Below are 23149 nucleotides of genomic sequence, written 5' to 3' on the forward strand. Positions count from 1 at the left end.
GTTAGGGTTCCGGATCGCCTCCCGTCGTTTCGCCCTCCGGGAGCGGCAACTGCTCACCGAGATCGAGACCGAGCGCTCCGTCAGGAGAGCGCCGTCTCGGCCTGGTCGGCCGGACGACCGAGACGGTATTGCCGGGAGATAGTCCGCACAGCCCCATGGTCTTCGGCCATGACCCAGATGTCGGAGGTGCGGATCGGGCGCCCCGTGCCGGGCAGCGTGGGGTGCCCCCACGTCCGTCCGACCAGGCAGGGGACGGCGAGCGCGGCGACGCTCCACTGATCGAGGCCAGGCGCGTCGCGGAGTATATCGGCCTCGGTCGGGACGGCCCCGTCACGGAGGGCCTCCAGGTCCGCCGTGAGGCGCTCCAGCCTCCCGATCGCGTCATCGATCAGCTCTCCCGTCGTGGCCTCCAGGCTGCCATCCCGCGTCAGTCTCAACATCGTGGTCCCTCCTCGACACCCTCGTAGCAGGTCCTGTGGGTCCCGGGGATGGCTCTTCAGGAGGGATTCCCGGAGAGCCAACCTGCGACATATGTTCCTCGTTTGTTCGTAGGCGGAGGTGGTCATGGAGGAGGTCGTGAGACGGGTGGGCCGCGGCTGGATCGAGGTGGTCGACGACGAGGGGCGGAGGCACTTGGTCCCGGCGAGTTCCCGGATCGAGGTCTCGGACGTCGACGGCATGCGCAGCGAGTGCATCGTCGTGGTCGGTGCCCGTCGGATCCTCGTCTCTCGATCCTATGAGGAGGTTGTGGAGGCCCTCCTTGAGGCCGAGCTGCACCCCCTCGGGAGGCGATAGGCGTCGAGTTATAGGGACCTTACCCGAGTTTATCGGATCTCGATAAACTCGCTCGGGGCGTGGGCAACTCAGCTTAATTTGAGGTGACGTGCGGTCCGGCATTTCCGCCGGCGGCCTATCCGCGGAATCCTTCCTTGCAGGGGGATCACGTAGCCAGAACCCCCCAGCAATTGGTAGTGCTACCGCACTACCGCTGGCCAGGGGGTGGGCTTCGCCCTCCCCTGTGGACCCCCAATCCGCAACGGAGGCGTCATGACCAGTGTCCAATGCAGCGTCGAGCGAATGGTCCTTCGCCTCGGCATTGATCTGAAAGAGTGGGCCGCGAGCGATCCGATGCCCCAGCGATTCCTCGCCGAAGCCGTGAAGATGGCGACCGACGATGCGGGCTGCGACACCTTCACGTTCGACTACGTCATGCGCCGGATCGGCGAGCTCGCAGCCCTCTCGGAGCGTGCCGAGCGCCGCGGCTACGACGAGACCCACGCCTGGCATTACTCCGACGACATCAGGAACAAGCGGCCTGGTCCGTCGAACCCCTACGGGATCGAGACCCAGCCTGTCGCGCACCATGCGTGGGTCCGCGGCGTCGGGCGGGCCTCTGATGAATTCGTGGCCGAATTGATCGAGGGGATCGGCACCCCGGGGAGGCCCGCATGATCACTCGAATCCTCGATGGGTTGGTGGCGAAGGACGCGGCGGACGTCGCGGCCGTCGAAGCCGAAATCCGCGAGCGCGGCACGCGCTGGGCCGCCGAGGAGATCGCCCGTCTACGTCGCAAGTCGGACGAGCTGCCGAACGCCGGACCCGTGAGCGTCCGGGTTCAGGCGCGGTCGGCGGAGCAGGCCCGCGCGGCTGCCGATCGGATGGGGCTGACGGGCGTCAGAATCCATCCGGCCCGGAGCGGCGGCGTCCTCCTCTACGGCAGCCTCGGGGACTAGCGATGTCCCGCTCCTCCTCTCGACAGAAGACTGTCACGACCTCCCTCAGGCGCGGGTAAGAGGCGCCGCGTGCCTACGTAGATGAGGGGGATGACATGGAGCAGTGTGAAGCCGATCTTCTGACCATTGAGGAAGTCCTCGCCACCCTTGGCGAGAGGCCGGATTCGTCGTGGTGCGAGACCCCGATCGCGGGCCTGCAATACTACGCCTACGATGACGTCGACGAGCTCACTGGCGAGGTTCTCCGGCCGCAGCCGTGGGAGCGCGTCCAGCTCGTGCGACAGCCCCAGAACCCGAAGGATCGGAACGCGGTCCAAGTCCTCTACCACAACGGCCAGTACCAGCTCGGCCATCTCCCCCGCGAACTCGCGGCGGGGATCGCCCCGGCCATGGATGCCGGCCGCGACCTGAGGGGGTATGCGCTCTCGTCGGGATCGGGGGAGGCCTGGTCTGTGAGCCTCCTCCTCGTCGGGAAGGCCGTTCCCGCCGAGCGGCAGCGTAAGTCGGTCGAGATCAGGCAGCAGCGGCAAGAATGGGCCGCCCGCTGGGCCTACTACGAGGGGGAGCGCTCCACCGAGGCGGCTCGTCGCGACTGCGCCATCGAGGCCCGCGCGAAGCTGGAGGCGATCGTCTTCCAGCGGGACCGCCTCCGCAGGCTGCGTGACGCAGTGGAGGCCCTCCTGCCCATCGCCCCGGACATCGGGGTCGAGCTGCCCGCGGGTTTCGACCAGGCGCCGCCCGAGCGCGGCGTCACCTACGGCTGGTGGGATCAGGTGCCGCCCTGCCTAGCCACCAAGAACGTGTGGCGGGAGCACGGCCGCAGCGTGCCCGGGAAGGCCGAGCCGTGGGCCTGGATCTCCTACGGCCACCGTCGGAAGGGGCGCGTCACCTACAAGCTCTACGCCTACGAGCAGACCCGGCCTGTGGCCATGACCCCGAGCGTCGTCGCCGGGTTCCTCAGGGATCTCGACGCCCGCATTGAAGGGGCCGACGGCGAGCCGGGCTACGGCTACGAATTCAATGCCTGACGGCGGTAGGGGATTGCCCTCGGTAGTCCCGACTTTGGTCTGTACGGGGCTGAATCCGTAAGAACGTAATCCTAGAATGGTGTCGGAAGGGCTGGTCAGGCTCTCCAGGGGGCAGGTGGGGTCCGCCTCCCCCGCGCCGCCGTCGAGGGTCTGACGGGTTGTCGACGAACGCATCGTGCTGGCGGCGGACCTGCACACGGCCAGCCGCCGGACGACGTCCTACTCGCCACCTGATGGCCACGCAGGATCGTGCAACGAATCCTGTGTTTCCCGGGGATACGGTAACCATACCCCCAAATCCCTTCCGGGCAGGGGTTCGCTTCTCGTTCATATAGCTCGGCGTCACAGCAAGAGGACGCCACACATGTTCACATTGAGCCGGGCCGAGGGGCTGACGGCCGCGCCGCGACGTCGACGAGACGATCCAGGGGCTCGAGAAGCTGCTCGCCGACCTCAAGGCGCTCAGGGCCGGGGCGATCCCGACCGAGGACGGGATGCTGAAGGACGCGCCTGTCCTGGACTACTGGGTCCGGGGCGAGTTCCCGGTGACCTGCCTCGTCGGCGGCGTCGCCGGGCATCCCACGCTCCCCGGCAAAGGGCGCCCGATCCGGACGTCGGACCTGTGGCTTCTGTCGGAGGACCACTCCTGCGCGCGCACCCTCAGCCGCTGGTACCGTCTTGGGCGCCCCTTCGAGACCGTCCACGAGGAGACGGTGCTGTCATGACAGAGATCGACGAGCACATCGTCCGCACCAGGCACATCATGATCGGACGCGCCATCCCGACGGCCGACGAGTTGCTTAGGTTGTACCCGTTCCTCGGCGACAACCTCCTTTTGGACATCGTCACCTTCGCCAAATACGAGGCGGCCCACGGCCCGGAGCAGGCACGGCCCGCCGCCCAATCCCTGCTCGATGCCGTGGGGAACGCGGACATCTCCGACGCCGAGCTCGCCGGACACGTCGGCATCCTGATGGACGCGCTGCCGGAAGACGACCGGAGCGGGCGCCTCCGGTGCCGGCTCTACCGGGCAGTCCTCGGAGACCCGGCTTCCCGGCTTGCCGTTGCCTGTGACGCGGTGTCGGCCCTCGTGGCGGCGGCCGGGACGGACCAGCAGCCGACGCTCGCCGACATCACGCTCGCCTGGGCCGCGCTGGGCTGGCTCGCCACGGTCGCGGCGGACGACGCATTCGTGCCGCTCTCGGGACGGCCGCGACCTGGATCCGTCGGGGATCTCGACGACACCGCCCGATACCATGGCCGCTCGCTCCTGCTGTGGCTGCTCGGGGACGCGTGGCCGGGAGTGCCGCCGCTGCGCCCGAGCGACCCCGGCTGACGGAGGAGGTAACCATGGGATCGCTACAGGGACGACATCCGCCAGGACGTCATGGCTGGGATCAGGAGGCACGAACGTGGTAAGGAAGCCAGGGAAGCCAGAGAACCCGGAAAGGCCGGAGCCGCCCGAACCCGCCCCGGTCACGAAGGCCAAGACGCTTGGGGAGGCCCTCGACGAGATGGGCTTCGTGGCGCCGGACCCGCCCAGGCGGATCACCCTCCGGCGATTGGGACCCGCCAGGCGGCTCACGCGCTGGAGAAAGCCCGAGGAGCAGGAGTGAGCCCGTCACCGGGTCAAAGTCACGGATACCCGGATTCCAGGAGGATGACCTTGGCAGAGAAGCCCCAATCCCATCCCACCGACGAACCCCGTCCGGCCACCAAGGCGAAGTCAATGGGCGAGGCGCTCGACGAGATCGGTTTCGTTCCGCTGGACCCGCCCAGGCGGATCATCGTCCGGGAAGACCATGCTCAGGAGCCGCTCACCCGCTGGAGAAAGCCCAAGGGTCAGAACTGAGGCAGTGCTGCCCCCGGGAGCGAAGGCGCCGCATGAACCTGCGTGGTCCAGTTCTGTCCAGGATTTCGCGTATCGTGAAATGTTTTCACGACATTGGAGTTGCGGCCCGTTCGGTACATGCTGTGGCAGCGCTCATCCCAACCTCGGGGTCTCTGCTTCCAGGCCACCCAATTCCCGCCGGCGATTTCCGGTTTGCCCGCCGCCTTCACATCATCCTCTCGCCGGACAGCACATCCGGGAGGGACGACATGAGCCAGCAAATCGCGGAGCGCGTAAAGGATACAGGCAGGAACAAGGGGATCGGCAGCGACCGGGCGCTTGCCCGATACGCCCAGGAGGGGGTTCTGCGCCGCATGAAGGCGGCATTCGGGGATCGAGTCGTGCTGAAGGGCGCGCTGCTCTTCCTCGTCGAGAACGGCAACGAGCATCGTCCCACTATGGACGCTGACCTGCATTTCCACGACGGGTTGGACGACGCCGTCGCCCGCATCAGGTATGCCCTCGCCGCTGACCTCGTCGACGGGCTCCGTTACGAGGTCACGAAGGTCATCCAGGCCGAGCACAACGAGGAGCCGGGCTATGGACTGCCGCTCGCCGCCTGGGTCGGCAAGACGAAGATCGACACGAAGGTCGACGTCGGCTTCGGCGGGCGGCGCCCCCGAGGCGTGGTCGAGAAGACCTTCCCGTCTCTGCTCAAGGGCGCCGAGCCGCTGACCATCGCCTGCCTGCCGTGGCCGAACGTGGCGGCGGAGAAGATCCACGCAATCCAGTCACACGGTGTCCGCAACACGCGCATGAAGGACTTCCACGACATCGCGATCATCAAAGAGGGCCTCGATCCCGACGCGGTCGCACGCGCCATGGTCCGCACCTGGGAGGACCGCCATACCGAGCTGCCAACGGACCTGCTGCCCGGCCTCACCATCGACTACGCGGACAGCATGCAGAAGGTTTGGGAGGGCTTCGTGAAGCGGTCCAAGCTTGAGGGGAAGGCGCCCGCCCAGTTTGCTGAGGTAACCTACCGGATCCGGCCGTGGGTTGAGGATGTCCTGGAGCGTGCCCGCGTCCTGTCCAGGGAGGCGGCTCCCCGGGTGCCCTCCATCGCGTGACCGGACGGGATCGGGGCGATTTTGGGGGCGCGGGTGACGCTCGCCGCCTGCGCGACGACATCGACGCCGAAACGTCGTCGAATACCAGTGGGAGGACAAGAACGTCGAGAAGCTCCTCGCCGAGGGCGTAGAGATCCCCGTCTGGGATCTCTCCTGCCTCGAGGCGGCGCTGCCGAACTGGAATCGGGAAGGATTCGATCTAGTCGGCTGAGGCGCGACGCCAGCGGGACCACCGAGGGGCTGTCCTCCGGGGCGGCCCCTTTCCATTTCCGCGCCATGAAATCAATCCTTCGGCGCCACCGGCGGAAAGGATGCAGGTTTGCACCGTGCGCCGCCCACCGCCAAGCTCGACTCAGTGACGATGGACTTCCCGCAGAGGAGGCCGCTCACGACGCAAAAAACGTAACTGATGTGAGTGACCTGTGGTCGACCTATCCACGCCATCACCAATCCAGCATCACGTGGTCCCTCCGGGCGATGCCATCGCGCTATTCCTGTCGAGGTACGAGGTCGCGGGCTGGATCTCGTCCGCCGAGCGCTCCGCCCGCCGGGCGGACGCACCGCGCCGCAAGAAGAAGGCCGCCGAGCGCCTGCGCCGGATGACGGCCAAGGCCAGACGCGAAATGGACGCCGCCGAGTTCGCGGCGTGGCAGGCCGAGCAAGAATACGAGGCGGAGCGCGCCCAGTTCTTCATTGAGCGCGGCAAGGAGAAAGCCCGCTTCACCCACAAGCGCTTCACCCAGGGCTTCGAGCACGATCCCATCACCCTGATCGGCGGAGAGGAGGTTCCGGCCTTCCGCGAGCGCGGGCTGCGCAGCGAGGGGATGGGGGCGGCCGCGAAGCTCTTCGTTGCAGGCACCCGCCGCGGCTGGAAGATCCGCGGGTCGAACAACAAGGCAGTCATGTCCGTCCACTGGACCCGCCGCAAGGTGCATGCGTTGGACCTGCCGTGGATCGAGGGCAACCGCAAGATGGTCAGCCTCATCCGCATCGACCTGGACAAGGTGTTCAAGGGCGGCGTCTTCGAGCTCGTCTGGGAGCTGGAGCAGCTCGTCGGCCGGACGATCCCGTGCTTCCCCCACATGGTCGCAGGCGGCGGACTGCGCGAGAAGGAATGGCTCAACCTGCCCGAGGACAGGCGTCCGCTGGTACGTCCCCACTTGTGGTTCATCCTGCCACCCGGCTCGGCCGTCGTCGCGACAGGCAACGGGAAGCAGCGCATCGTCGATCTCCTGGGGGGCGTACAACGCGGCCTGTGCCACGCCCTGCTCCACCTTGGAGCGGACCCCAACGCGCCGATCCTGTCGGTGCGCGGGAAGAACCCGCTGTCTCCGTACTTGCTCGGCTACGACCTGAACAACGAGGTGTTCCCGACCCTGTCGGAGTACAGCGAGTTCGTGCGGACCTCCGTCAGCCGCGAGGAATTGACCCGTATGGCCGCCGAGGTCCAGTCGACGGTCGGCAAGACAGCGTCCAATCTCGCCTTCACGACTTGGCAGAAGGAGGCCTACTCGATCCTGCACGCCCTCCGCTCCATCGGCGACGCCGAGTACCTGCGGTGCATCGAGACGAAGGACCGCGAGGGGCTGGCCTTCATGTTGCGCGAGCGCATGGACCCGGCCGTCCTCGTCGAGCGCACGAACTGGCAGCCGAAGGACGTCGAGGCGATACTCGGTCACGTGATCTCCTACGCCGCTGGCGCCTGGGACCACGAGCGGGGAGCGGGCGGCAGGGCGAAGCGCGGGGCCATGCGCCACCTCATCACCGAGGGCATGACCGTGGAGGACCGTCGCCGGGCATCCGGTGTGTGGGCCGGCAGGGAGAAGGCCGACAAGGCGCTAACCGGTCTCGTCGAGGCGATCCGTCAGGTCGAGGCAGCGGGGGAGAACGTGACGAAGACGTCCGTTGCCCGCGTCTCAGGACTGCACCGCATCACCGTCGGTAGGCGCTGGGACGACGCCATGGCCATCCTGTCCGGCGACTGTAACAATCGGTGCGTAGATATAAAGGCTCCCCACCTCTCCGGATCGACCGGGGGAAGGCGGAAGGGACCCAGGTCTGGACAGGACTCGGGTTCCCTTCACACTCGACGCAAGCGGAAGAGCGAAGGATTCGGGAAGGGCAAGGGATTCATCCGGCCATCCTTCCTGCGTGACACAATCGGGGATGAGAAGGGCATCGCGCTGCTGAAGAGGAGACCGACCGTCGCGACAGTGGAGGCAACGGTGAACCCAGTCGACAGGACCGACGTCGGGGTCGAGCTGGCACCGGACGCGACGGCGCATCCCGCCCCAGCCGTCAGGGAAGCCGCTACGGGCGCATCGGAAGGCTCCGTGGTGCCATCCCTCGTCCCAACCAATCCCCCCTCCCAAATCCAACGGTGGACGCATCCACGGCCCGTCCCGTCCTCCGCATGGCACCCCCAGTCTTCGTGACTGGATCGCACCAGAGGGAACGTGACCGTGCGGCAGCCGAGGACAGCGCCATATAGAACAGCGTCCGATGGGTCCGGTCACCCGTCCCGGGAAGCTGTAACCCTTCCGTCCGGCCCAGCGGGCGGCGGAGCGGGACTGAAACGCGAAGGGATTGGCCCGGCCCGTGATGGCGCCATCCAAGGATTCGGCTCTCCCCTAGGCGTCGGCCTTGATCCTGGCGGAGGGCGATGCCGACGGGCATGCCAGGGCCGTGATCGCGCGGGCGGCCTCGGGTTCCGCGACATTCAGAATCCGATCCCGTCCCTCGGCAAGCACCTGCTGTCCCGACCAGAGGCAAAGGCCATCGTCGTTGACTGGGTGAGGTCCGCCGGCGGATCGGGCGCCTTTGTCGCCGCCCAGGCGAGCTGATACCTTCCTGGTGTCGGCCTCACTCGCCGTCACGTTTTTGCGAACACCACCTTCCAGGGGGGCTACGGCCTCCCTCTTTTTTTGTCCGTTCCCCGAATCCTACCGGCGGCCCGGACAAGGCCCGGGAATCCTCCCAAATCCAAGTCTCGGGCAGACGTCCCGGAGAAAGGGCCGAGGATGGGACCGGGAATTCGACTACGTAAGGATGGCGATGGGGTTGCTGGGGCTCGGACGGTTTGCAGGGGATGCTGCCGCCACGTGCGCCTTTCACCGCACCGACGGCCGCGCGGGCGTACGGGTGGATGTCGCTGTCCACGCTCCCGTCCGAGGTCGTGGTGGCGGTTCCCGACCGGATGGCCTACGACGCCGTGATGGCGCTCCGGCATCCGCGGACGCGGTTCCTGCCCGTGATCCAGCACGGGTACGAGGACGACGTCGTCGAAGGCGAGGACATCTTCGGGTTCGGCTATAGGATCGTCTCCCGGCGGCAGGCAATGGCGGCGCTGATGCACCTCGCGGCCGACGCTGGGGAGGCACTCCAGGAAGTCCTGCGGCGGGCTGCGCGGAATACCGCCCGGCATGATGCGATCCCGTCGACGGGGAGGGACAAAAACCCGGATAGCTCACCGGAAATCCCCTTATAGTATCTTAAGCGATATCACCCCGTTTGCTCATCGGGTGAGCACACCCGGATTATGGTCCCTTGCATGGCCCAAGCCGATGACGGTGGTGGGGAAGCACCCCGCCACCACAGGGAGGGATCACATGGCAGAGTTTCACGCACCCGACGAACTCCGGCGCTACCGCACCCGGCTCAAACGGCAGCGCGAGTACCAGGATGAATACAGGATTCGGCTTAAGAAGGAGCGGGTTCCCGACCGGGAGGACATTGCCGCGGGCATTCTCGCGATCAACCTGAGGATCTGGGCGCGGTCGCCCGAGACACTCGAGAAGGCGTCGCGGAACATTGCGGAGTTCATGTCCGAGACTGGGCTCGGGAACCGGAGGTTCGACGCCGAGAAGACAGCCGCCGCTCTCAAGGCGATGGTCGCCCGGGAGGTGAAGCGGCTCCGGCGCCGCGAGCGCGGGGAGTGATCCCGGCCGGACATTGTTGACAAAATGGACGAAGGGTGGTCGGTCAAACAGGTTTGAAAGACCAATGACGGGCAGTCCCGGGGCAGGAACGTGCGTGTAGTCAACCTCGAGGCGGGGCGTCATGTCAGGTGAACCCGGCGCCCACGATAGCGGCGGGAGGGGTTCCGCATTCCGTGACGCCCTTCGCCTTCTGTTTATCCTGGTGCGCGGGAGCGTGCCGCTCCCCCCGGACCGGACGACGGACGAGCACGACATGGTGTTCATCGGCGAGAAGCGCGCGCAGGCCATCGATTTCTGGATGCGTTATCCCGACTACCTGGCCGACGACCTCCTCGACCTTTACGAGGAAAGCGGGGACGAGACGGCCGTGGCCGCGGCGCGGCGCATCTTCGAGGACGACGAGCCCGAGGTCCGCACCGTCAGGATGATCCGCTGGCGACGCGGGGCCTACGAGGATCTCCAGGACTCACTTGCGATCCTGCACTATCGCGGCCTTGTCGCGCCGATGAGGCGCGAGATCGGCCCCGACGCGATCCGATACGAGTTTCTCGTCGGTCCGAAGGCGAGGGGGTTCCTGGATGAGGCCGTCGCGGACCAGCCCGTGCTCGCGTGGTACGAGCGGCAGGTCGACTTGGCCCTCAAGATCGCGACGACGCGCAGCGGTTCCGCCCTGAAGGACATCCACTATGAGCATCCCGAATATACGTCGACCCCGCACGGCACAGTGATCCCGTCCATTCGGCAGCGTGTCCTCGCGCGGCTGCGGACGATCGAAATCGGAAGACCCGAATGACCACGCAAGGCCTCACAGACTGGCAGGATTCCATCGCCGCGAGCGCGGGTGCCCCGCGGGCCACGGTCGAGGGCACGCTGGCCAAGTACGGCATCCAGGCCCAGGCCACGCTGCCGCGACGCCGTGCCCTCGCCATCCGCTCGGTGAGATTCGAGGGCGTGAAGCACGGCAACGAGCCGACCGATCGGTTCGCGTTCGAATGGGACGGACTCGGACCCGGCCTTTGGGCGCTGCTCACAGACGGCAACTCCAAGGGCAAGTCGAGCGTGCTCGCGGTGACACGCGCGGTCCTCCAGGGACGGTTCCCGGGAGGCATCAAGCAGGACGTCTGGGCTTGGATCGATCGCGTGGACGCGACCTTCGCGATCGACGGCGTGGAGTTCGCGGTGCGCTTGATCAAGCCGGCGGGGACGACGCGGGCGAGGGACGCGCACGCGGCCGTCATCCGCGGGCAGGGAGCCGTCCTCTACGAAGGTCCGGCCGACGAAGGACTCGAACGGACGCTGTCCGACATCTTCCTCGAGGAACTCGGATTCGCGAAGTTCCAGGCTTATCGCTCGGATACTGGGCGCGCGAGCGAGCACGGCTGGCCCGCGATGTCATCGGCACTGTTCATCAGCGGACCGGGGGTTGCGATCTTCGGCGACTATACCGAGGACGGCCTCCCCATCCGCCTTATCCAGCTCTTCGTCGGGTTGCCCTGGATCTCGACCTACACCGCGGCATCCACCGCCCTCAAGCGCCTTGAGGCCGAACAGAGGAAAGACGAGGATGCCGACAGGCGCCAGGCCGACCATGCCACGCAGCGCATCATTGCTCTGGAGAACGAACTTCAGGCGCATCGGGAAGCCCTAAAGCGCCTTCCGGATCGGCGCGGGATGCGGGCCGAACTGAAGGCGCTCGATGCACGCCTGGCCGCGGCGCAAGCTGAGGTCACCGATGCGCGACACGACGCGGAACTGCGCAAGGCCGCTGCCGCCGAAGCCCGCTCGGTCCACGCCGAGACGAGGCGCCAGCTCCAGCAGGAGCGTGACGAGCAGGCGGCAGGTTACGTGTTCCGCAGGCTGCGGCCCGTCTGCTGTCCCGCCTGCGAGGCGAGGTTCGAGGTCGGACGCTTCGAGGCGGCGCCGGCCGAGATCTGCGGCCTGTGCGGCACCGCCGATCTGCCAGAGGAAGCCCCCCGGGACGGGGAGGCGTTTCTCGCAGCCGCGGTTTCGGATGCCAAGGATTCGTTGGACGCCGCGACGGCGGCCGCGTTCCGGGCGAGCGAATCCTTGCGCGATGCCGAATCCGCACGCGACGGGGTACTGCGCGAACTCGAGGACGTGCAGTCCCGGCTCGCCTACGACGACGGCGCCGAGCAGATCCACCGCGACATCGCCGGCGTGGAGGCACGCATCGACGAGTTGAGGAAATCCATACGCCCGGAGATCCACACTTCGCGGGATCAGGAGGAAGTGGATATCCTCGAGGCCACCGTAAAGGCCACGAAGCACATGTTCGAGCGCTTGCAGCAGGAGGTCCTCGCCGATGTCAGCCGGAGCCTGACGCGCCTGTCGACCGACTTCGGCGTGCGGAACCTCGAGAGCATGAACCTGCTGGCCAATGGGCAATTGAGGATCCGGCAGGGCGGCACGGATCTTTCGTTCACCAAACTGACGCCCGGGGAGATGGTACGCGTGCGCGTGGCGGCCGCGCTCGCGACGCTCGAGGTCGCCGGGGAGAGGGGATACGGCCGTCATCCGGGCCTGCTGGTGCTGGACTCGCCAGGTGCCCAGGAGATGAGCGCGGACGACTTCTCCGCCCTCATCGGCAGCGTGGCATCGGCGGTTGGGCGCTTCGGGAACCTCCAGGTGATCGTTGGAGCGGTCAGCCGGCCGGAACTCGAGGAACGGGTGCCACTGGATCGGAGGCGGCAGGTCAGGGACGACAAGGAACTTTTCTAAGGCGGCTGGGATGAATGGGCTTGTCGACCGCTTTCTCGCGGCGCCGGAGGACATGTTCCTCGACGGAGCGACCGCTGCCGATCTGGACGCCGCGGCCAGGGAGCTGGCGGATCATCCATACGGGGGCGATCTTTTCGTCGCGCTGTGCCGCTCTGGCACCGAGGCCTGCCATGCAGCCGCCGAGACGCTCGTCAGGACCACTCGCGACCCTGGCGTGATGACCGAGATCGTGCGCGGTCTGGCTCGCGGCTTGCCGCTCGGGGACGGAACCGCCCGTCGCTTCCTTCGAGCCTTCCTTGAGCGGGCGGAGGATGGCTCAAGCCATTACGGCATCCGCTCCCAGGCCCTCCTCGGGGCGTTGTATCTCTCGCAGGGGCAGGACAGTCTCGTGCGTCGGCTTCAGGCTCACCTTCTCGACATAACGATTGACGACGAAGGCAACTACCTGCGGCACGCCGCAAGGATCATCGGCACCGTTCTTGCCCATGTCGATGATCCCTCCTTGTTGGCTGTCCTCGTGAACCTGCTCGACGTGGCTGAAGCGAGGGACGAGGCCGCAATGGCTCTGGGTCGCCTCGCACTTGCCGAGGCGCTGGACGAGACGGACCGGGGTCGTGCGCTTGACGGGTTCCGTGCCGCGCGCTCGCGGTTCGGCCAATCCATCGCTGCCTCCGAGGGCCGCCTCGACGCGACGCTGTACCTACGATGCCTTGACGTCCTCCTGGGGTTCCATGATGCCTCGGATCGCGGGAGGCTGACGGAGCGCATTGCCGGCATCCACGCAGCGGCCTTCGAGGTCGCGGCCTTCCTTCTGCCGTCCGACCGCCCGGTCGATCGCGACACGTGGCTGGGAATGGCCTCGCTCGAGAGCCTGCACTGGTCGTCCCTGGCGCTGCGCCTTGCCGCCCTCGACACGAGCCTGGCGAAGGACGCCTGGCTGTCTGCCGCCCGGGTCATCGAGGAGGAGCTGGTCCTCATCCATTCCGCGAGCCAGTCGATTCTCCGCCGCTCCCGCGATGGCGGCATCGAGGCACTCGTCCGGCCGCGGATCGTGGGCGAACTCCAGCGGAACAGGGTGCAACTGGCTCTGCTCGACCAGTGGATTGCCGAAAGGCAGGACACCGGGGCGCTTCCCGGCGCAGTCGCCATTCGCGCGAGCGTGGCGCAAGCGATGGAGGCCAGCCTTCTAGGAAACCCTCCTAACGCGGTGGCCACGAACTTCACGGCCACCGCGATCATCGAGGCCAGCGGTTGGGACGAGGCCCGGCGGGCGGAAGCGACGCGGCTACTGCGCGACAGCCTCGTCAGTTTGGAACTCGAGGTAACGGCACCGATCGTGATCGAGATTTGGCACGAGATGCGCGATGGGATGCTGTCGAACCCTGACTACGCGTCCAATCCCGCAGCCCGGCAGTTCTTCGACATGATCGTCTTCCATACGATCGGGTTCGTGCATTCGCGCGAGAACGTCTCGGGTACTTCGACGAACGGAACGGAGTACCTGTTCGCGCAGCGCGGGGACAAGGAGCCCGTAGAAGAGGACCTGCACCGCGACTACTACGGTTACCTCCAGGCGACGCCGTTGCGGGAGTTATGCCTCAAGGAGGTCGAGGGCGTTGGCCATGGACGCGCCGACGTTTTCTTCTTCAACCAGGCCATCAGGACCGTCGCGGAGCTGAAGAAGACCGATCGGGACCGCACCCTGGACGGGCTCGTCGAGCGGTACGCACTCCAGTCGACCGCCTATCAGCGCACGCAGGTGAGGTTCTGCATCCTGATGGTGCTCGATCTGGTCGACCGTGGCGGGAGCGGCGGGCACCTGCGCGAGCTGGTCGGCGTCCGGCGCAAGACACCCACCGCCGGAAGGACCACCTATTGGGTCGTGGCCTTCCGGGTCCAGGGGCGCAAGCGCCCGCCCTCGAAGGTCGCCGGCATCTGAACTGCTGCTTAAGCGTGCTACGGGGATTGTACACAGATCCATCCCGGAGATCCGAATGGACAATCCTTATTGGTTTACTAAGGGCAAGACCCACAACATCGACCTCAGCACCGTCCGGCGGATGTGCTTCGAACTCACGAACATCTTCAGTGCCGGGCGGGAGCTGGCCGAAGGATTCGACGCCATGGAGGCGGAGGAAGGAAAACGCTTCGACCTGTCCCAGGCACCCCTCCTGGCCCTCCACATGGAGCTTGCCGAGGATCAGGCCTGTAACCTGCTGCTCCAGATGGTTCTCCTCGTCCGCACGTACGACGACGTCATGAAGAACTCTGGATCCTCTAAGGCCTATGTGGCACATGCGACCCAAACCAGCGGCAAGGGTTACATCGGAGGGTACTCTCAGGACGGACAGGACTTCGATCTGAACCTCCGGCAGGCCTGCAACAAGATCATCCACGCGCTTGAGATCCGTGCCGTCTATGAGAGGATCGACCGAACGGTTGCCCTCGACGAACACGGCCAGGAACTGGACCAGGAGGTCTGGTACCTGACGGGTGAAATCGAGATGGTGGGCACCGATCAGGGCAAGCCGTGGGAAGCCGTCGTCCATGCCCCGGCACTCCTTGAAATCGTCCTGGATCGTATTGCATTCGGATATCCGGAGCCGGAAGAGGCCACGGAGAAGTAGGTAATGATTTCATCTACCTATAAGACCCTCCCTTACGGCAACGGTTCATCCAAGATGCAAACCCCTCCCCTCCTATCCATGGCTTCGCTCCTTCTGAGCCTCCGCCCGCAACAAGGCCATGATGACGGGCCCAAGAGAGAACTGATTGGCACGGGCGCGCTGTGTCAGGTTGCGGAGGTACGCCCCGGGGCTGCGGATGGCTTCGGCTCTCTGGAGAATGGCGGCAAGGGTGATGGCCGCATTGTCATGCCCCATCGCATCGCAGGCTTCCGCCCAGGCGCTGGGACTGATGCCTAGGATAGGTCGGACAAGGGCGGCCGCCTCCGAGAGGGCGCGCCAAGTCCTAATCCCCTCCCCGCCCCTCGTGTACATGGCGATATCCGGGCACGCCTTGAGGACCAGACTCAGCGGGAATGTCCTGACAGGTTGCTTCGGGGCTTCAGGATCAGACGTGACGGTTTCTTCTTCCTCTACCCGGCAGCCGCTTTCAGAATCATTAGAGGGGTAGGTGTTTGAATTCTGATGGTGCTGCTCACTATGAGACTCATTGGTGCTCAGATTCTCCTTTTCCAGGTGATCCGTCAGACACTTATCCACATCCCGCCAGAGCGCCCGCAGATCCTTCGCCACTCCCTCAAGGAGCAGGACGTCAGCGTTCCGGGCCGGCATCGCACCAAGGGATTTGAATCGATCCGAAAGGGAGAGCCAAGGGCCTGGAAGCCCCTCCTCAAGACCAACGAGGATTGTCTGCGAAATGTCGCGCCTTAGGAGGCTGATTTCCTCTCGCAACAGGTACCGAGCCTTCGCCGCGGCACGAGCTTCCCTGGCAAGCTTCTCGAACTCGGCCGCACGGGCCACCAACGGGCCCAGGTCGAAGCCGAAAGCCTGTTCGATCTGACCCCCCTCCCCTTTGCGGGCGTAACGCTTGCCGTTCGGACTGTCCCTCCGCACGACAAGACCAGCCTGGACAAGGGCCGCCAGGTTCCTGCGAAGGGTTGCTGGCGCCATCCCATTTGCCCGAAGCAGCAGGGCTCGGTTCGAGGGGTACACAACCAAGTCCGCATTGAGGGCAAGCGTAGTGTCCTGATGGAAGGTCAGGAGCGCATTGAGAACGCTCAGTGCCCGATCCGACACCCCGAGAGCCTCCTTGGCCTCACGCAGGTTGTCGAGCACCTTCCATTTTTCGGCGATGGTATCCTGAGGGCAGCTCCCTACCCTCACTCTCGCGGCCACCATGGCAAGCGAGAGCGGCCGCCCAAAGGGCGTCGACGAAATGTGATCCATGATCCTTGCCTTGCTCAGGGCAAAGGAAATCCGCCCGCCGAAATGGCGCCAAGACTCTTGACTGAGTTGTGCGGAAGTGGGATTCTCTGAGTTGTCCAGACTACAGAGAGAGGCTTCCGTGACGTCGTTCCGGGGGCCTTTTTCTTTTGCCGCGCTACTCCTGTTTACGTTGCATCACGGGAAGGCGGTTAAGCCTCCCCAGGTTCATCCCGTCCGCTCGTCCCCTCAAAGGAGGCGAACAGGTCAGGAAGACGCTCGACCAGGAAGGACGCGAACGCGGCGTCCAATCCCTGATCGAGTGAAATCTTCAGGTCGTGTCCGGACTGCTTCACCTGAGCAATCTTCTTGCCCGCACGGGAGAGCACAGCTCGGGGACTTGTCTTTGCCGCCTCCTTGTCCTCCGGAGCAGCACTCGCCGCAGCGAATACCTTGCGGAAGCGCTCATCTGATGGACGAGAAGTGAAGTTAGGGCTCTTGATGACTGCCCTTACTGCTTTCACGGCAGGCTTCGACGCCTTCATGACTTCAGCCAATTTTAACCAGCGAGGCCGGCCTGCCTTCGGGGCTCTGCCGACGGCTTCGATTATGTCCGTAGGGATTGAGCGGGCGACTGATACCAGCTTGGAGGCCTCCGCTCTGTCGATGGACAGCGCCGACTGAACCACACTCCGGTCGTGCCCGGCATCCTCGAGGCGGGCGGCGAAGGCCGCCCGCTCAATGAAGCTCAAATCCTGTCGCGCCGAGTTTTCGATGCCCTGCGCGAGAACCAGTTCCTGGTCCGTGAGTGAACGGATCACCGCCTTAACGGGCAGTCCCAGCTCTCGAGCTGCCCGAATACGCCTGTGTCCGTAGGCGCTTTGATAGCGCCCCGGATCGTCCGGATGGACACGCAGGAGGACGGGAACTTCCTGCCCACGCTCCTGGATCGAGACCTTCAATGCCTTGAAGCCCGCGTCTTCCTTGTCGTGGAAACGGTCCGCGATTGGCGACGGATCGATAAGGCTCGGATCAACATCCTGAACGGCCGCAGCGGAATTGAGGCGCTCACGCAGCTCAGAATTCTCGCGCTCTACGTCGGAAAAGGATTCCTTCATGGACCGGACCGAACCGGAGGAAACACGGGGCAGGGGCGCCGGCTTGTTGTCACCTGACAACACGTCCGACTGATGGCTGTTGATGGCGGACCGAATTGCGTCCATCCGCTTGTTCATCGTCCCCAGGCTCCCTTGATGAGGCTCGTAATCTCTGCGTTCACGGCGTCGACCGACTCTAGGGCGCGGTCATAAGCAGCCCGTCCGACGGAGCCGCGATCAAGCTCGTAGAGGCTCTGTTTCGTGAGGCCGGCATTCGCAATGGCGGTTGACTTCCAGGCCGTGGCTTTCAGGACATCATCACCAAAGAGACTGCGGAGAAGGGCGACAATCTGAGCCTCGGGGACGTCGTTCGGATCATGACGAGTGACCACGTACCGGATGAAATCATGGCTGAGATGTCCACCTGCCTCCTCGACGACCGAGATCAGTTCGGACGTCATGAGCAGGAACTGGTTCATGGATGCCACATCGACCATCTGCGGATGGATGGTGACGAGCATTGCGGTCGCGGCATTAAGTGCGCCAAGCGTCAGGTATCCGAGCTGGGGAGGGCAATCGATCACCACGACGTCGTAATCATCGGCCACTTGGTTGATGGCGGACGAGACACGACGGAAGAACAGGTCATGACCTCGCTCTTTACGGCTCATCATCGCCTGCGGGGTATGATGCTCGAATTCCATCAGCTCGAGGTTGCCGGGGACCAAGCCGACGCCATCGAAATAGGTCTGACGCACCACGTCGCTCATGGGGCGGCGGTGCTCGTCGTACCGGATCGCGCCGTATAGGGTCTGGTTCTCCGCGATGTCGAATTCGGGCTGATACCCGAACATGGAGGACAGCGAGGCTTGCGGATCAAGGTCGATTGCAAGGACGCGAAAGCCATGCAGGGCGAGGTACTGTGTCAAGTAAAGGGCCGTCGTGGTCTTGGCCGAGCCCCCTTTGAAATTGGCAACGGCGATGACTTGAATCTTGTCCCCGGGTCGCCGGCCAGGCTTGAATTGCAGGGCTTCGCGGGGACGAGCCTCTGCCAAGTAGTCCCGCAACTCGTTGACTTGGCCAAGAGTGTATGAACGGCGCCCACCGGAGGCGAGGGCAGGCTTGGGACCGAGACCATCAAGGGAAAGCTGGCGCAGGTATCCGTCCGACACTCCGACAATGCGGGCGACCTCCCCGGACGAGAACGACCGCAGACCCTTCAGTGCCTTGGGCGGGAAAAGGGCTGTCCCCAGTGTCCGGAGCTGCTGAGATAGGGCGCTTGCATGCCGCGAGATGCGGGCACTCGTTGCCTCACCTTGTTGCTCGGTTTTCAGTGCCGCTTCTGCCATCAGCCTACTCTCAAAACGGTTTTATGGCGTCAAACGCCTGTTTGCCGTCTTGAAATATGGCCACGATTCGTTGCAAGGAGCAAGCGATTAAGGGTTAAGAGACTATTAACGCTGTGAAACCAGTGTTGTCACCTGACAACAACCCCTACGGCAATCCGATTTGGGATCCCTTCAACCCGTCAAGTTCCTGTCGCGGACCATGCCAAATTCAACACTGCGGCCGACACCTGGAGGGACGGGGACGGGCATAAATGTACTGCCTTCCTCGTCACCTCACCCACCCCTTTCAACCATCCTGACAAATCTTCTGTCTGATCAGTTGCAACGGGCTGCGATGATCGCACACCGAAATGGAATGCGTAGATGCACCCCGGACGTTCGGGAAGCTATCCATTCATCTGCACACTCGACGCCGGCACGGGACTGTAGAGCATCAGAAGGGGATCTTGCACTTCTCAAGAAGAAGTTGTCGGAGGTTCGTTCGCCACAGGTACGGCTTCCGAGCAGCTTCTTTCTCGAACCTGGCAACGCTCGGCTCGCACTCGCCCGGGGTGCCATGAGGGAAATTGGCGAACCGTGCAGTAGATTCGGCACCCGACAAGGGAGATCCTGGCATTGTACCCGAGGCCCGTCCGGAAGGCCTCCTCCTCACGAGAAAGGATTTCCTTGTCCACTCGAATGGTCTCCTCGACACAGGGAGAGAGTTCGAGTGGCTTGCCGCACCAAGGCTCGTATCCCGCCAATGTCTCGGCTCGATTCGGGCCAGGAGGGCTAGGCTGAGCCTTGTCTTGGGGATGCGACGTCCGGCTTGACCGCAGGCCCATGCGGACCACGCCGCGGCCGTGTTCGACGTCCTGTCGGAGGCGGGCCTCAGGAGCATTCTCGACGACGCGGCCGCACCCTGTCGCGCCGGATCGTCGACGCGGGAGATGGCGATCCCGGTTCTGGCGGTCATCGGCTGTCGGGATGCCGCGGCGAACGCCGTCTCCCTGAAGTTCAGGGACTGCGACCTCGGGATGGTGCCCTTGGCTGAGGCGGCTGCCGCCATCAGGTCGGCCGCTTTGGACGGCAGGGGTGGCGTGTGAGCGGAGGGCCCGGGGTCCGGGAGGGCGCCCTCCCGGACCCCGGGCCGGACCTCGCCCTTGGACGCGTGCTCGAAGGATGTGAATTCAGGTCGGATCATCCGCTGGCTGAGAGCCAGGCGGGGAATCGTGCCCCTCCACAAGGCGCTGGCGCTTTCCACGTAGCAACGAAAGGGCCAGTTCGGCATCTGCGGCGAAGAGACGTCCGAGTTCCGCGCCTGCATCCTTCGGATGCTTGCTGGGTTCGCGCCAGAGCTTCCGCTGCCCTTCCGGCGTTTCGACGCGATCGGATCGCTCCGTCAGGTAGAGGCCCCGTTGCCGGAACGACTCCAGTGCCGCGCGCAGAGCGGTGCCTTGCGGGAAGAAGTCCACCGCGGCATCGAGACCTACTTTCGCGGCGTCGGCCCGCTCGCGCTCGAAGAGACCCAATCGAAGCGCGTTGACGGCTTGGCGGTATTCACTGATTGCATCGTGAAGGGCCATGGTTCGGGAGTAGGAGGCGTCGAATTCCTTTCGTTCCCTGTCCAGGTCGAAGCCGAGTTCCTGCTTCTTCTTGTCCAACTCAGCGGCCAAGACGTTCTTGTGCGCCTCGAGATCCTTGGACAGGCTGAACTTCTTGTCCTCCAGTTCCTGGAGGATGCGCCCCTTATGGGTCTCAAGGTTCAGATTCGCGCGACGTTGCAGCTCGGCCACGACTACTGAAGTGCCGCTCGTGAACAGGCTGGCCACGACGGTCGCCAAGGCCGCCGAAAGCACCTTCAGGAGTTCCGCATGCGTCTTCAGGAGGTCTGCCGACATAGCGGGCAAGGTCGGGAAGAAATATGGGAGAAGATAAGTCGAGCCAATCCAGGTGGCGACGAAAACGACGACCACGGACACGGCGAAGACTGCGTATCTCCACATCTCCTATACGCATATGCCATTGACGCAAAGGCACAGATCGTTCGCGCAACTGCCGGCGCACAGCATACCGTTCGGCGGTTTCGGGCACTCCGTTTCGGCGGGATCGTCAGGATCCAGTATGCGGGCGACCCACTTATAGGCGATGCAGAAGGCGCCCCTCCGGATGCACTCCTGGTAGGTGATGTCGGGCACCACGACCTTCTTGTGCGCCATATAATCTTGGCTGGTAGGGTCCGGGACGGAAAAGATGCCGGTTCCCCTGGTCGTGGACGACGCCTCTTTCAGGGCATCGTCGCCCGTTTGGTTGTCACCCGGTTGCATGATGGCCTCCAGTCGGTGCGCCAGGTTACGGCAACCGCAAAGCCGAGGTTGAGCGGAGCCACATTCGACGCACGAAGCCAAATGCTCGGCAAAGGAAAATCCGGCTTAGCCCACGCCGACCCGGTGGGAGGCCGACTTCCCCCAAGTTCTATGAGGTCCTTCCAGGCTCCGTCTTCTCAAGGACTCGCATCACCTGAGTAGGGGTCCAATCCTTGCCCCGGGACGTCTTGATGTGCCTCCCATTCAAGGCGGCCGCAATCTGCTGGAGGGATGTAGCGCCGCTCGCTCGGATATCGGCAACGATGGGTCCGATGTCTGCCGCTCGCCTCTTGGCCTTGGTCGACCGCACGAGTGCACTGGCCGCAGCTCCCTTCTTGGCCACCAGGTGGATTTTACCTCTGTTCCCTCCGAGCTTCTTCCCGCGAGCCTTGGCAGCGGCGAGGGCGTCTTTGGTTCTCCTGGAAATCATCTCACGCTCATGCTCGGCGACGGCTGCCAAGATGTGCACCGTCAGGCGGTTGGCCTGGGGGAAGTCCACGGCCGTGAACTCCACACCGGACTCCATCAAGCCACTGATGAAAGCCACGTTGCGGGCGAGGCGATCCAACTTGGCGATGATGAGGATGGCGCCATGAAGTCGGCAGAGCCGGAGGGCTTCGGCGAGGCGAGGGCGGTCGTTCCTCTTGCCACTCTCAACTTCCACCACCTCATCCATGAGATGCCAGTCCCCGCCACGCATGTAAGTCCGGACAGCCTCCTGCTGCGCCTCGAGGCCCAAGCCAGACCTTCCCTGCTTCTCGGTGCTGACGCGGTAATAGGCGACGAATTTGCGTTGAGACATGGAGACCCCTCGGCCGCGAGACGCCCGAGAAGGCTCCGACCTGCTACTGCATAACACCAATCGCCGGGAATGACAGAAGCCACGACGAGCGTAGTGGCAAATGTAACGTGTCCCTGGATGCCGTCAAGCTTGAACCCGAGGTGCCGTCCCGGACGCATTCAGCCTCGCCCTTCGAAGTTTATGGACAGAACTCGTGGGGATCTGCGATGATAGCCTCATGTCGAACCTAGTTTACACGTTCCCCCACAGCGCCCATTCCCGTGTCGTCAATGACTTCGTCTCCGCTCTCTCAGCCTAGAGGCGTGAGTTCATCCCAAGGTTATTCCCAACGGCAGGACAACGACGGTTGAAGTCATCTCTCGAGCCCAGACGAGCCTTCCGAACCTCGGGTTCTTCATCAAACTGCTTACGGATTGGTAATCAGCCGCCCGTAAGCTCCCATGCCATGATGACCCGATCTTCAAATTGGAATCCCGTGGCATGAATCCTTCCAGAGCAGGCGGAGCTACCCGCCTATAGGCTGACCGTAGCCAGCGCCCTATTCCCTTCGGTTCTCGGGAGCGCTGCCTGCCCTTTCAGTCAGTTGGTCGCCTTGCCATCGCCGTTCCACTCGCACCGAACCGTGTCAGAATCCCCGGGGCGAGAGGGGTAGACGTACACGGCCGCCTTCGGTCGGCGCTCGCTGACCTGGAGAATGCACACGGGCAGGCGGCGGCGCCCGCTCCGTGAGCGGTGTCGGAATGCCTGTTCACGAGGCTCGCTGCCCAAAGCGAACCTCCCCCGGGGATTGAATTCGAATTGACTGCGGTAGCGACAACGGGCCTAGGGACCAGGACGTTTCTTCCCGTCACCTCCCACCCGGCGGGGCTGGCATGATCGGGCCCGTCCTCGGGCCCGCGGCGACGTCGCGTCGACCCCTGACCTGTCCGCTCTCCGCTCACGGGGCAGGTGCGGGATACAGGCCGACCATCCGTCGTCCGGCGACCATTCGCCCGGGGACGGCTGTCCCAAGGGGCGGCAGGCAGGATGAACCCGCGCAGCCGCCCGACCACGTCGGCGAGGAGGAGATCGCGGAGGAGCAGATCTTGCGCCGATGCCATTCATGGAGGAATGCGGATCCGACCTCAGGACGGCGTAGTACTACTAGATCCTTAGCACAGTGATTTTGACGGTTTGACACCGCCAAGCTCGTGCTGCGGACTTCGCATCTGGTACCGAGGCCCCGTCCAATGGGGATCAATCCACTTGCAGATCCCGCACCGCTTCGAAG

Annotated in this window: 24 protein-coding genes and 1 pseudogene; 17 read left to right on the forward strand and 8 right to left on the reverse strand. The window is 64.6% G+C overall.

From position 1 onward, the window contains the following. Positions 1-80 precede the first annotated feature (80 nt). Complete coding sequence (locus FS320_RS12630) at positions 81-440, reverse strand: DUF6634 family protein (protein WP_152711997.1); 360 nt, start codon at positions 438-440, stop codon at positions 81-83. A gap of 136 nt (positions 441-576) precedes the next feature. Between FS320_RS12630 and FS320_RS12635 the strand changes: the two genes are divergently transcribed. The 10 genes from FS320_RS12635 (at position 577) to FS320_RS12680 (ending at position 8157) form a co-directional block, all read left to right on the forward strand. After that, entirely contained in the window at positions 577-795 is a 219-nt protein-coding gene (locus FS320_RS12635) for a hypothetical protein (protein ID WP_152711999.1), read from the forward strand. Positions 796-1047: 252 nt separating this feature from the next. Then, entirely contained in the window at positions 1048-1452 is a 405-nt protein-coding gene (locus FS320_RS12640; RefSeq protein ID WP_152712001.1) for a hypothetical protein, read from the forward strand. Then, the gene (locus FS320_RS12645; protein ID WP_152712003.1) at positions 1449-1733 is read left to right on the forward strand and encodes a hypothetical protein; all 285 of its coding nucleotides are present in this window, start codon (positions 1449-1451) and stop codon (positions 1731-1733) included. The genes FS320_RS12640 and FS320_RS12645 overlap by 4 nt, the downstream gene beginning before the upstream one ends. Positions 1734-1828: 95 nt before the next feature. Further along, positions 1829-2761, forward strand: coding sequence for an HIRAN domain-containing protein (locus tag FS320_RS12650; RefSeq protein WP_152712004.1), 933 nt, complete (start codon positions 1829-1831; stop codon positions 2759-2761). Positions 2762-3201: 440 nt separating this feature from the next. Continuing rightward, positions 3202-3486: a DUF6634 family protein gene (locus FS320_RS12655; RefSeq protein ID WP_342211957.1), complete on the forward strand. Its 285-nt coding sequence runs from the start codon at positions 3202-3204 to the stop codon at positions 3484-3486. Then, positions 3483-4097: a hypothetical protein gene (locus FS320_RS12660; RefSeq protein WP_152712008.1), complete on the forward strand. Its 615-nt coding sequence runs from the start codon at positions 3483-3485 to the stop codon at positions 4095-4097. Before FS320_RS12655 ends, FS320_RS12660 begins: the two co-directional genes overlap by 4 nt. A gap of 76 nt (positions 4098-4173) precedes the next feature. Continuing rightward, positions 4174-4377 (forward strand): hypothetical protein, encoded by a 204-nt coding sequence (locus FS320_RS12665; protein ID WP_152712011.1) that lies wholly within the window; start codon positions 4174-4176, stop codon positions 4375-4377. A gap of 50 nt (positions 4378-4427) precedes the next feature. Further along, positions 4428-4613 carry a hypothetical protein gene (locus FS320_RS12670; RefSeq protein ID WP_152712013.1) on the forward strand — a complete coding sequence of 62 codons (186 nt, stop codon included), beginning with the start codon at positions 4428-4430 and terminating at the stop codon, positions 4611-4613. A gap of 248 nt (positions 4614-4861) precedes the next feature. Further along, complete coding sequence (locus FS320_RS12675; RefSeq protein ID WP_162002805.1) at positions 4862-5722, forward strand: nucleotidyl transferase AbiEii/AbiGii toxin family protein; 861 nt, start codon at positions 4862-4864, stop codon at positions 5720-5722. Between the two features lie 422 nt (positions 5723-6144). After that, the gene (locus tag FS320_RS12680) at positions 6145-8157 is read left to right on the forward strand and encodes a hypothetical protein (RefSeq protein ID WP_152712017.1); all 2013 of its coding nucleotides are present in this window, start codon (positions 6145-6147) and stop codon (positions 8155-8157) included. A gap of 195 nt (positions 8158-8352) precedes the next feature. Here FS320_RS12680 and FS320_RS12685 read toward each other — a convergent pair whose 3' ends face one another. Then, on the reverse strand, positions 8353-8598 hold the full coding sequence (locus FS320_RS12685) for a hypothetical protein (protein WP_152712019.1): 246 nt from the start codon (positions 8596-8598) through the stop codon (positions 8353-8355). Positions 8599-8867: 269 nt separating this feature from the next. On the opposite strand from FS320_RS12685, the gene FS320_RS12690 reads away from it, so the two are divergent. The 6 genes from FS320_RS12690 (at position 8868) to FS320_RS12715 (ending at position 15026) form a co-directional block, all read left to right on the forward strand. After that, complete coding sequence (locus FS320_RS12690; protein ID WP_152712021.1) at positions 8868-9209, forward strand: hypothetical protein; 342 nt, start codon at positions 8868-8870, stop codon at positions 9207-9209. A gap of 121 nt (positions 9210-9330) precedes the next feature. Further along, entirely contained in the window at positions 9331-9660 is a 330-nt protein-coding gene (locus FS320_RS12695; protein ID WP_152712023.1) for a hypothetical protein, read from the forward strand. Between the two features lie 121 nt (positions 9661-9781). Further along, entirely contained in the window at positions 9782-10453 is a 672-nt protein-coding gene (locus FS320_RS12700; RefSeq protein WP_152712025.1) for a hypothetical protein, read from the forward strand. Further along, a complete protein-coding gene (locus FS320_RS12705) occupies positions 10450-12399 on the forward strand; it encodes a coiled-coil domain-containing protein (protein ID WP_152712027.1) in 1950 nt (649 codons plus the stop codon). The genes FS320_RS12700 and FS320_RS12705 overlap by 4 nt, the downstream gene beginning before the upstream one ends. A 10-nt stretch (positions 12400-12409) precedes the next feature. Then, complete coding sequence (locus tag FS320_RS12710; protein WP_152712029.1) at positions 12410-14338, forward strand: hypothetical protein; 1929 nt, start codon at positions 12410-12412, stop codon at positions 14336-14338. A gap of 55 nt (positions 14339-14393) precedes the next feature. Continuing rightward, entirely contained in the window at positions 14394-15026 is a 633-nt protein-coding gene (locus tag FS320_RS12715) for a hypothetical protein (RefSeq protein WP_152712031.1), read from the forward strand. 72 nt (positions 15027-15098) lie between these two features. Here the strand turns inward: FS320_RS12715 and repC are convergent, their stop codons facing one another. The 3 genes from repC to repA form a co-directional block, all read right to left on the reverse strand. Then, on the reverse strand, positions 15099-16310 hold the full coding sequence (gene repC, locus FS320_RS12720) for a plasmid replication protein RepC (RefSeq protein ID WP_152712033.1): 1212 nt from the start codon (positions 16308-16310) through the stop codon (positions 15099-15101). Between the two features lie 188 nt (positions 16311-16498). Beyond that, complete coding sequence (gene repB / locus FS320_RS12725; protein ID WP_152712035.1) at positions 16499-17521, reverse strand: plasmid partitioning protein RepB; 1023 nt, start codon at positions 17519-17521, stop codon at positions 16499-16501. Next, positions 17518-18732 (reverse strand): plasmid partitioning protein RepA, encoded by a 1215-nt coding sequence (repA, locus tag FS320_RS12730; RefSeq protein WP_152712037.1) that lies wholly within the window; start codon positions 18730-18732, stop codon positions 17518-17520. The genes repB and repA overlap by 4 nt, the downstream gene beginning before the upstream one ends. An 830-nt stretch (positions 18733-19562) precedes the next feature. Between repA and FS320_RS12735 the strand changes: the two are divergent. Beyond that, positions 19563-19817: pseudogene (locus FS320_RS12735) on the forward strand (His/Gly/Thr/Pro-type tRNA ligase C-terminal domain-containing protein); the annotation flags it as partial. Positions 19818-19901: 84 nt separating this feature from the next. On the opposite strand, the gene FS320_RS12740 reads toward FS320_RS12735, so the two are convergent. From FS320_RS12740 to FS320_RS12750, 3 genes are all read right to left on the reverse strand, one after another. After that, positions 19902-20717: a hypothetical protein gene (locus FS320_RS12740; RefSeq protein ID WP_152712039.1), complete on the reverse strand. Its 816-nt coding sequence runs from the start codon at positions 20715-20717 to the stop codon at positions 19902-19904. Between the two features lie 3 nt (positions 20718-20720). Then, positions 20721-21038 (reverse strand): hypothetical protein, encoded by a 318-nt coding sequence (locus FS320_RS12745; RefSeq protein ID WP_152712041.1) that lies wholly within the window; start codon positions 21036-21038, stop codon positions 20721-20723. Positions 21039-21186: 148 nt separating this feature from the next. After that, positions 21187-21879: a recombinase family protein gene (locus tag FS320_RS12750; protein WP_152712043.1), complete on the reverse strand. Its 693-nt coding sequence runs from the start codon at positions 21877-21879 to the stop codon at positions 21187-21189. Positions 21880-23149: the final 1270 nt, after the last annotated feature.

The sequence above is a fragment of the Microvirga tunisiensis genome, assembly GCF_009296175.1.
GTDB classification, from domain to species: Bacteria; Pseudomonadota; Alphaproteobacteria; order Rhizobiales; family Beijerinckiaceae; genus Microvirga; species Microvirga tunisiensis.

What these genes read in the sequence shown, in the direction of transcription:
- FS320_RS12630 (WP_152711997.1), bottom strand. Translation starts at nt 440, where the DNA reads ATGTTGAGACTGACGCGGGATGGCAGCCTGGAGGCCACGACGGGAGAG.
- FS320_RS12640 (WP_152712001.1), top strand. Translation starts at nt 1,048, where the DNA reads ATGACCAGTGTCCAATGCAGCGTCGAGCGAATGGTCCTTCGCCTCGGC.
- FS320_RS12645 (WP_152712003.1), top strand. Translation starts at nt 1,449, where the DNA reads ATGATCACTCGAATCCTCGATGGGTTGGTGGCGAAGGACGCGGCGGAC.
- FS320_RS12650 (WP_152712004.1), top strand. Translation starts at nt 1,829, where the DNA reads ATGGAGCAGTGTGAAGCCGATCTTCTGACCATTGAGGAAGTCCTCGCC.
- FS320_RS12660 (WP_152712008.1), top strand. Translation starts at nt 3,483, where the DNA reads ATGACAGAGATCGACGAGCACATCGTCCGCACCAGGCACATCATGATC.
- FS320_RS12675 (WP_162002805.1), top strand. Translation starts at nt 4,862, where the DNA reads ATGAGCCAGCAAATCGCGGAGCGCGTAAAGGATACAGGCAGGAACAAG.
- FS320_RS12690 (WP_152712021.1), top strand. Translation starts at nt 8,868, where the DNA reads ATGTCGCTGTCCACGCTCCCGTCCGAGGTCGTGGTGGCGGTTCCCGAC.
- FS320_RS12695 (WP_152712023.1), top strand. Translation starts at nt 9,331, where the DNA reads ATGGCAGAGTTTCACGCACCCGACGAACTCCGGCGCTACCGCACCCGG.
- FS320_RS12700 (WP_152712025.1), top strand. Translation starts at nt 9,782, where the DNA reads ATGTCAGGTGAACCCGGCGCCCACGATAGCGGCGGGAGGGGTTCCGCA.
- FS320_RS12705 (WP_152712027.1), top strand. Translation starts at nt 10,450, where the DNA reads ATGACCACGCAAGGCCTCACAGACTGGCAGGATTCCATCGCCGCGAGC.
- FS320_RS12710 (WP_152712029.1), top strand. Translation starts at nt 12,410, where the DNA reads ATGAATGGGCTTGTCGACCGCTTTCTCGCGGCGCCGGAGGACATGTTC.
- FS320_RS12715 (WP_152712031.1), top strand. Translation starts at nt 14,394, where the DNA reads ATGGACAATCCTTATTGGTTTACTAAGGGCAAGACCCACAACATCGAC.
- repC (WP_152712033.1), bottom strand. Translation starts at nt 16,310, where the DNA reads ATGGATCACATTTCGTCGACGCCCTTTGGGCGGCCGCTCTCGCTTGCC.
- repB (WP_152712035.1), bottom strand. Translation starts at nt 17,521, where the DNA reads ATGAACAAGCGGATGGACGCAATTCGGTCCGCCATCAACAGCCATCAG.
- repA (WP_152712037.1), bottom strand. Translation starts at nt 18,732, where the DNA reads ATGGCAGAAGCGGCACTGAAAACCGAGCAACAAGGTGAGGCAACGAGT.
- FS320_RS12740 (WP_152712039.1), bottom strand. Translation starts at nt 20,717, where the DNA reads ATGTGGAGATACGCAGTCTTCGCCGTGTCCGTGGTCGTCGTTTTCGTC.
- FS320_RS12745 (WP_152712041.1), bottom strand. Translation starts at nt 21,038, where the DNA reads ATGCAACCGGGTGACAACCAAACGGGCGACGATGCCCTGAAAGAGGCG.
- FS320_RS12750 (WP_152712043.1), bottom strand. Translation starts at nt 21,879, where the DNA reads ATGTCTCAACGCAAATTCGTCGCCTATTACCGCGTCAGCACCGAGAAG.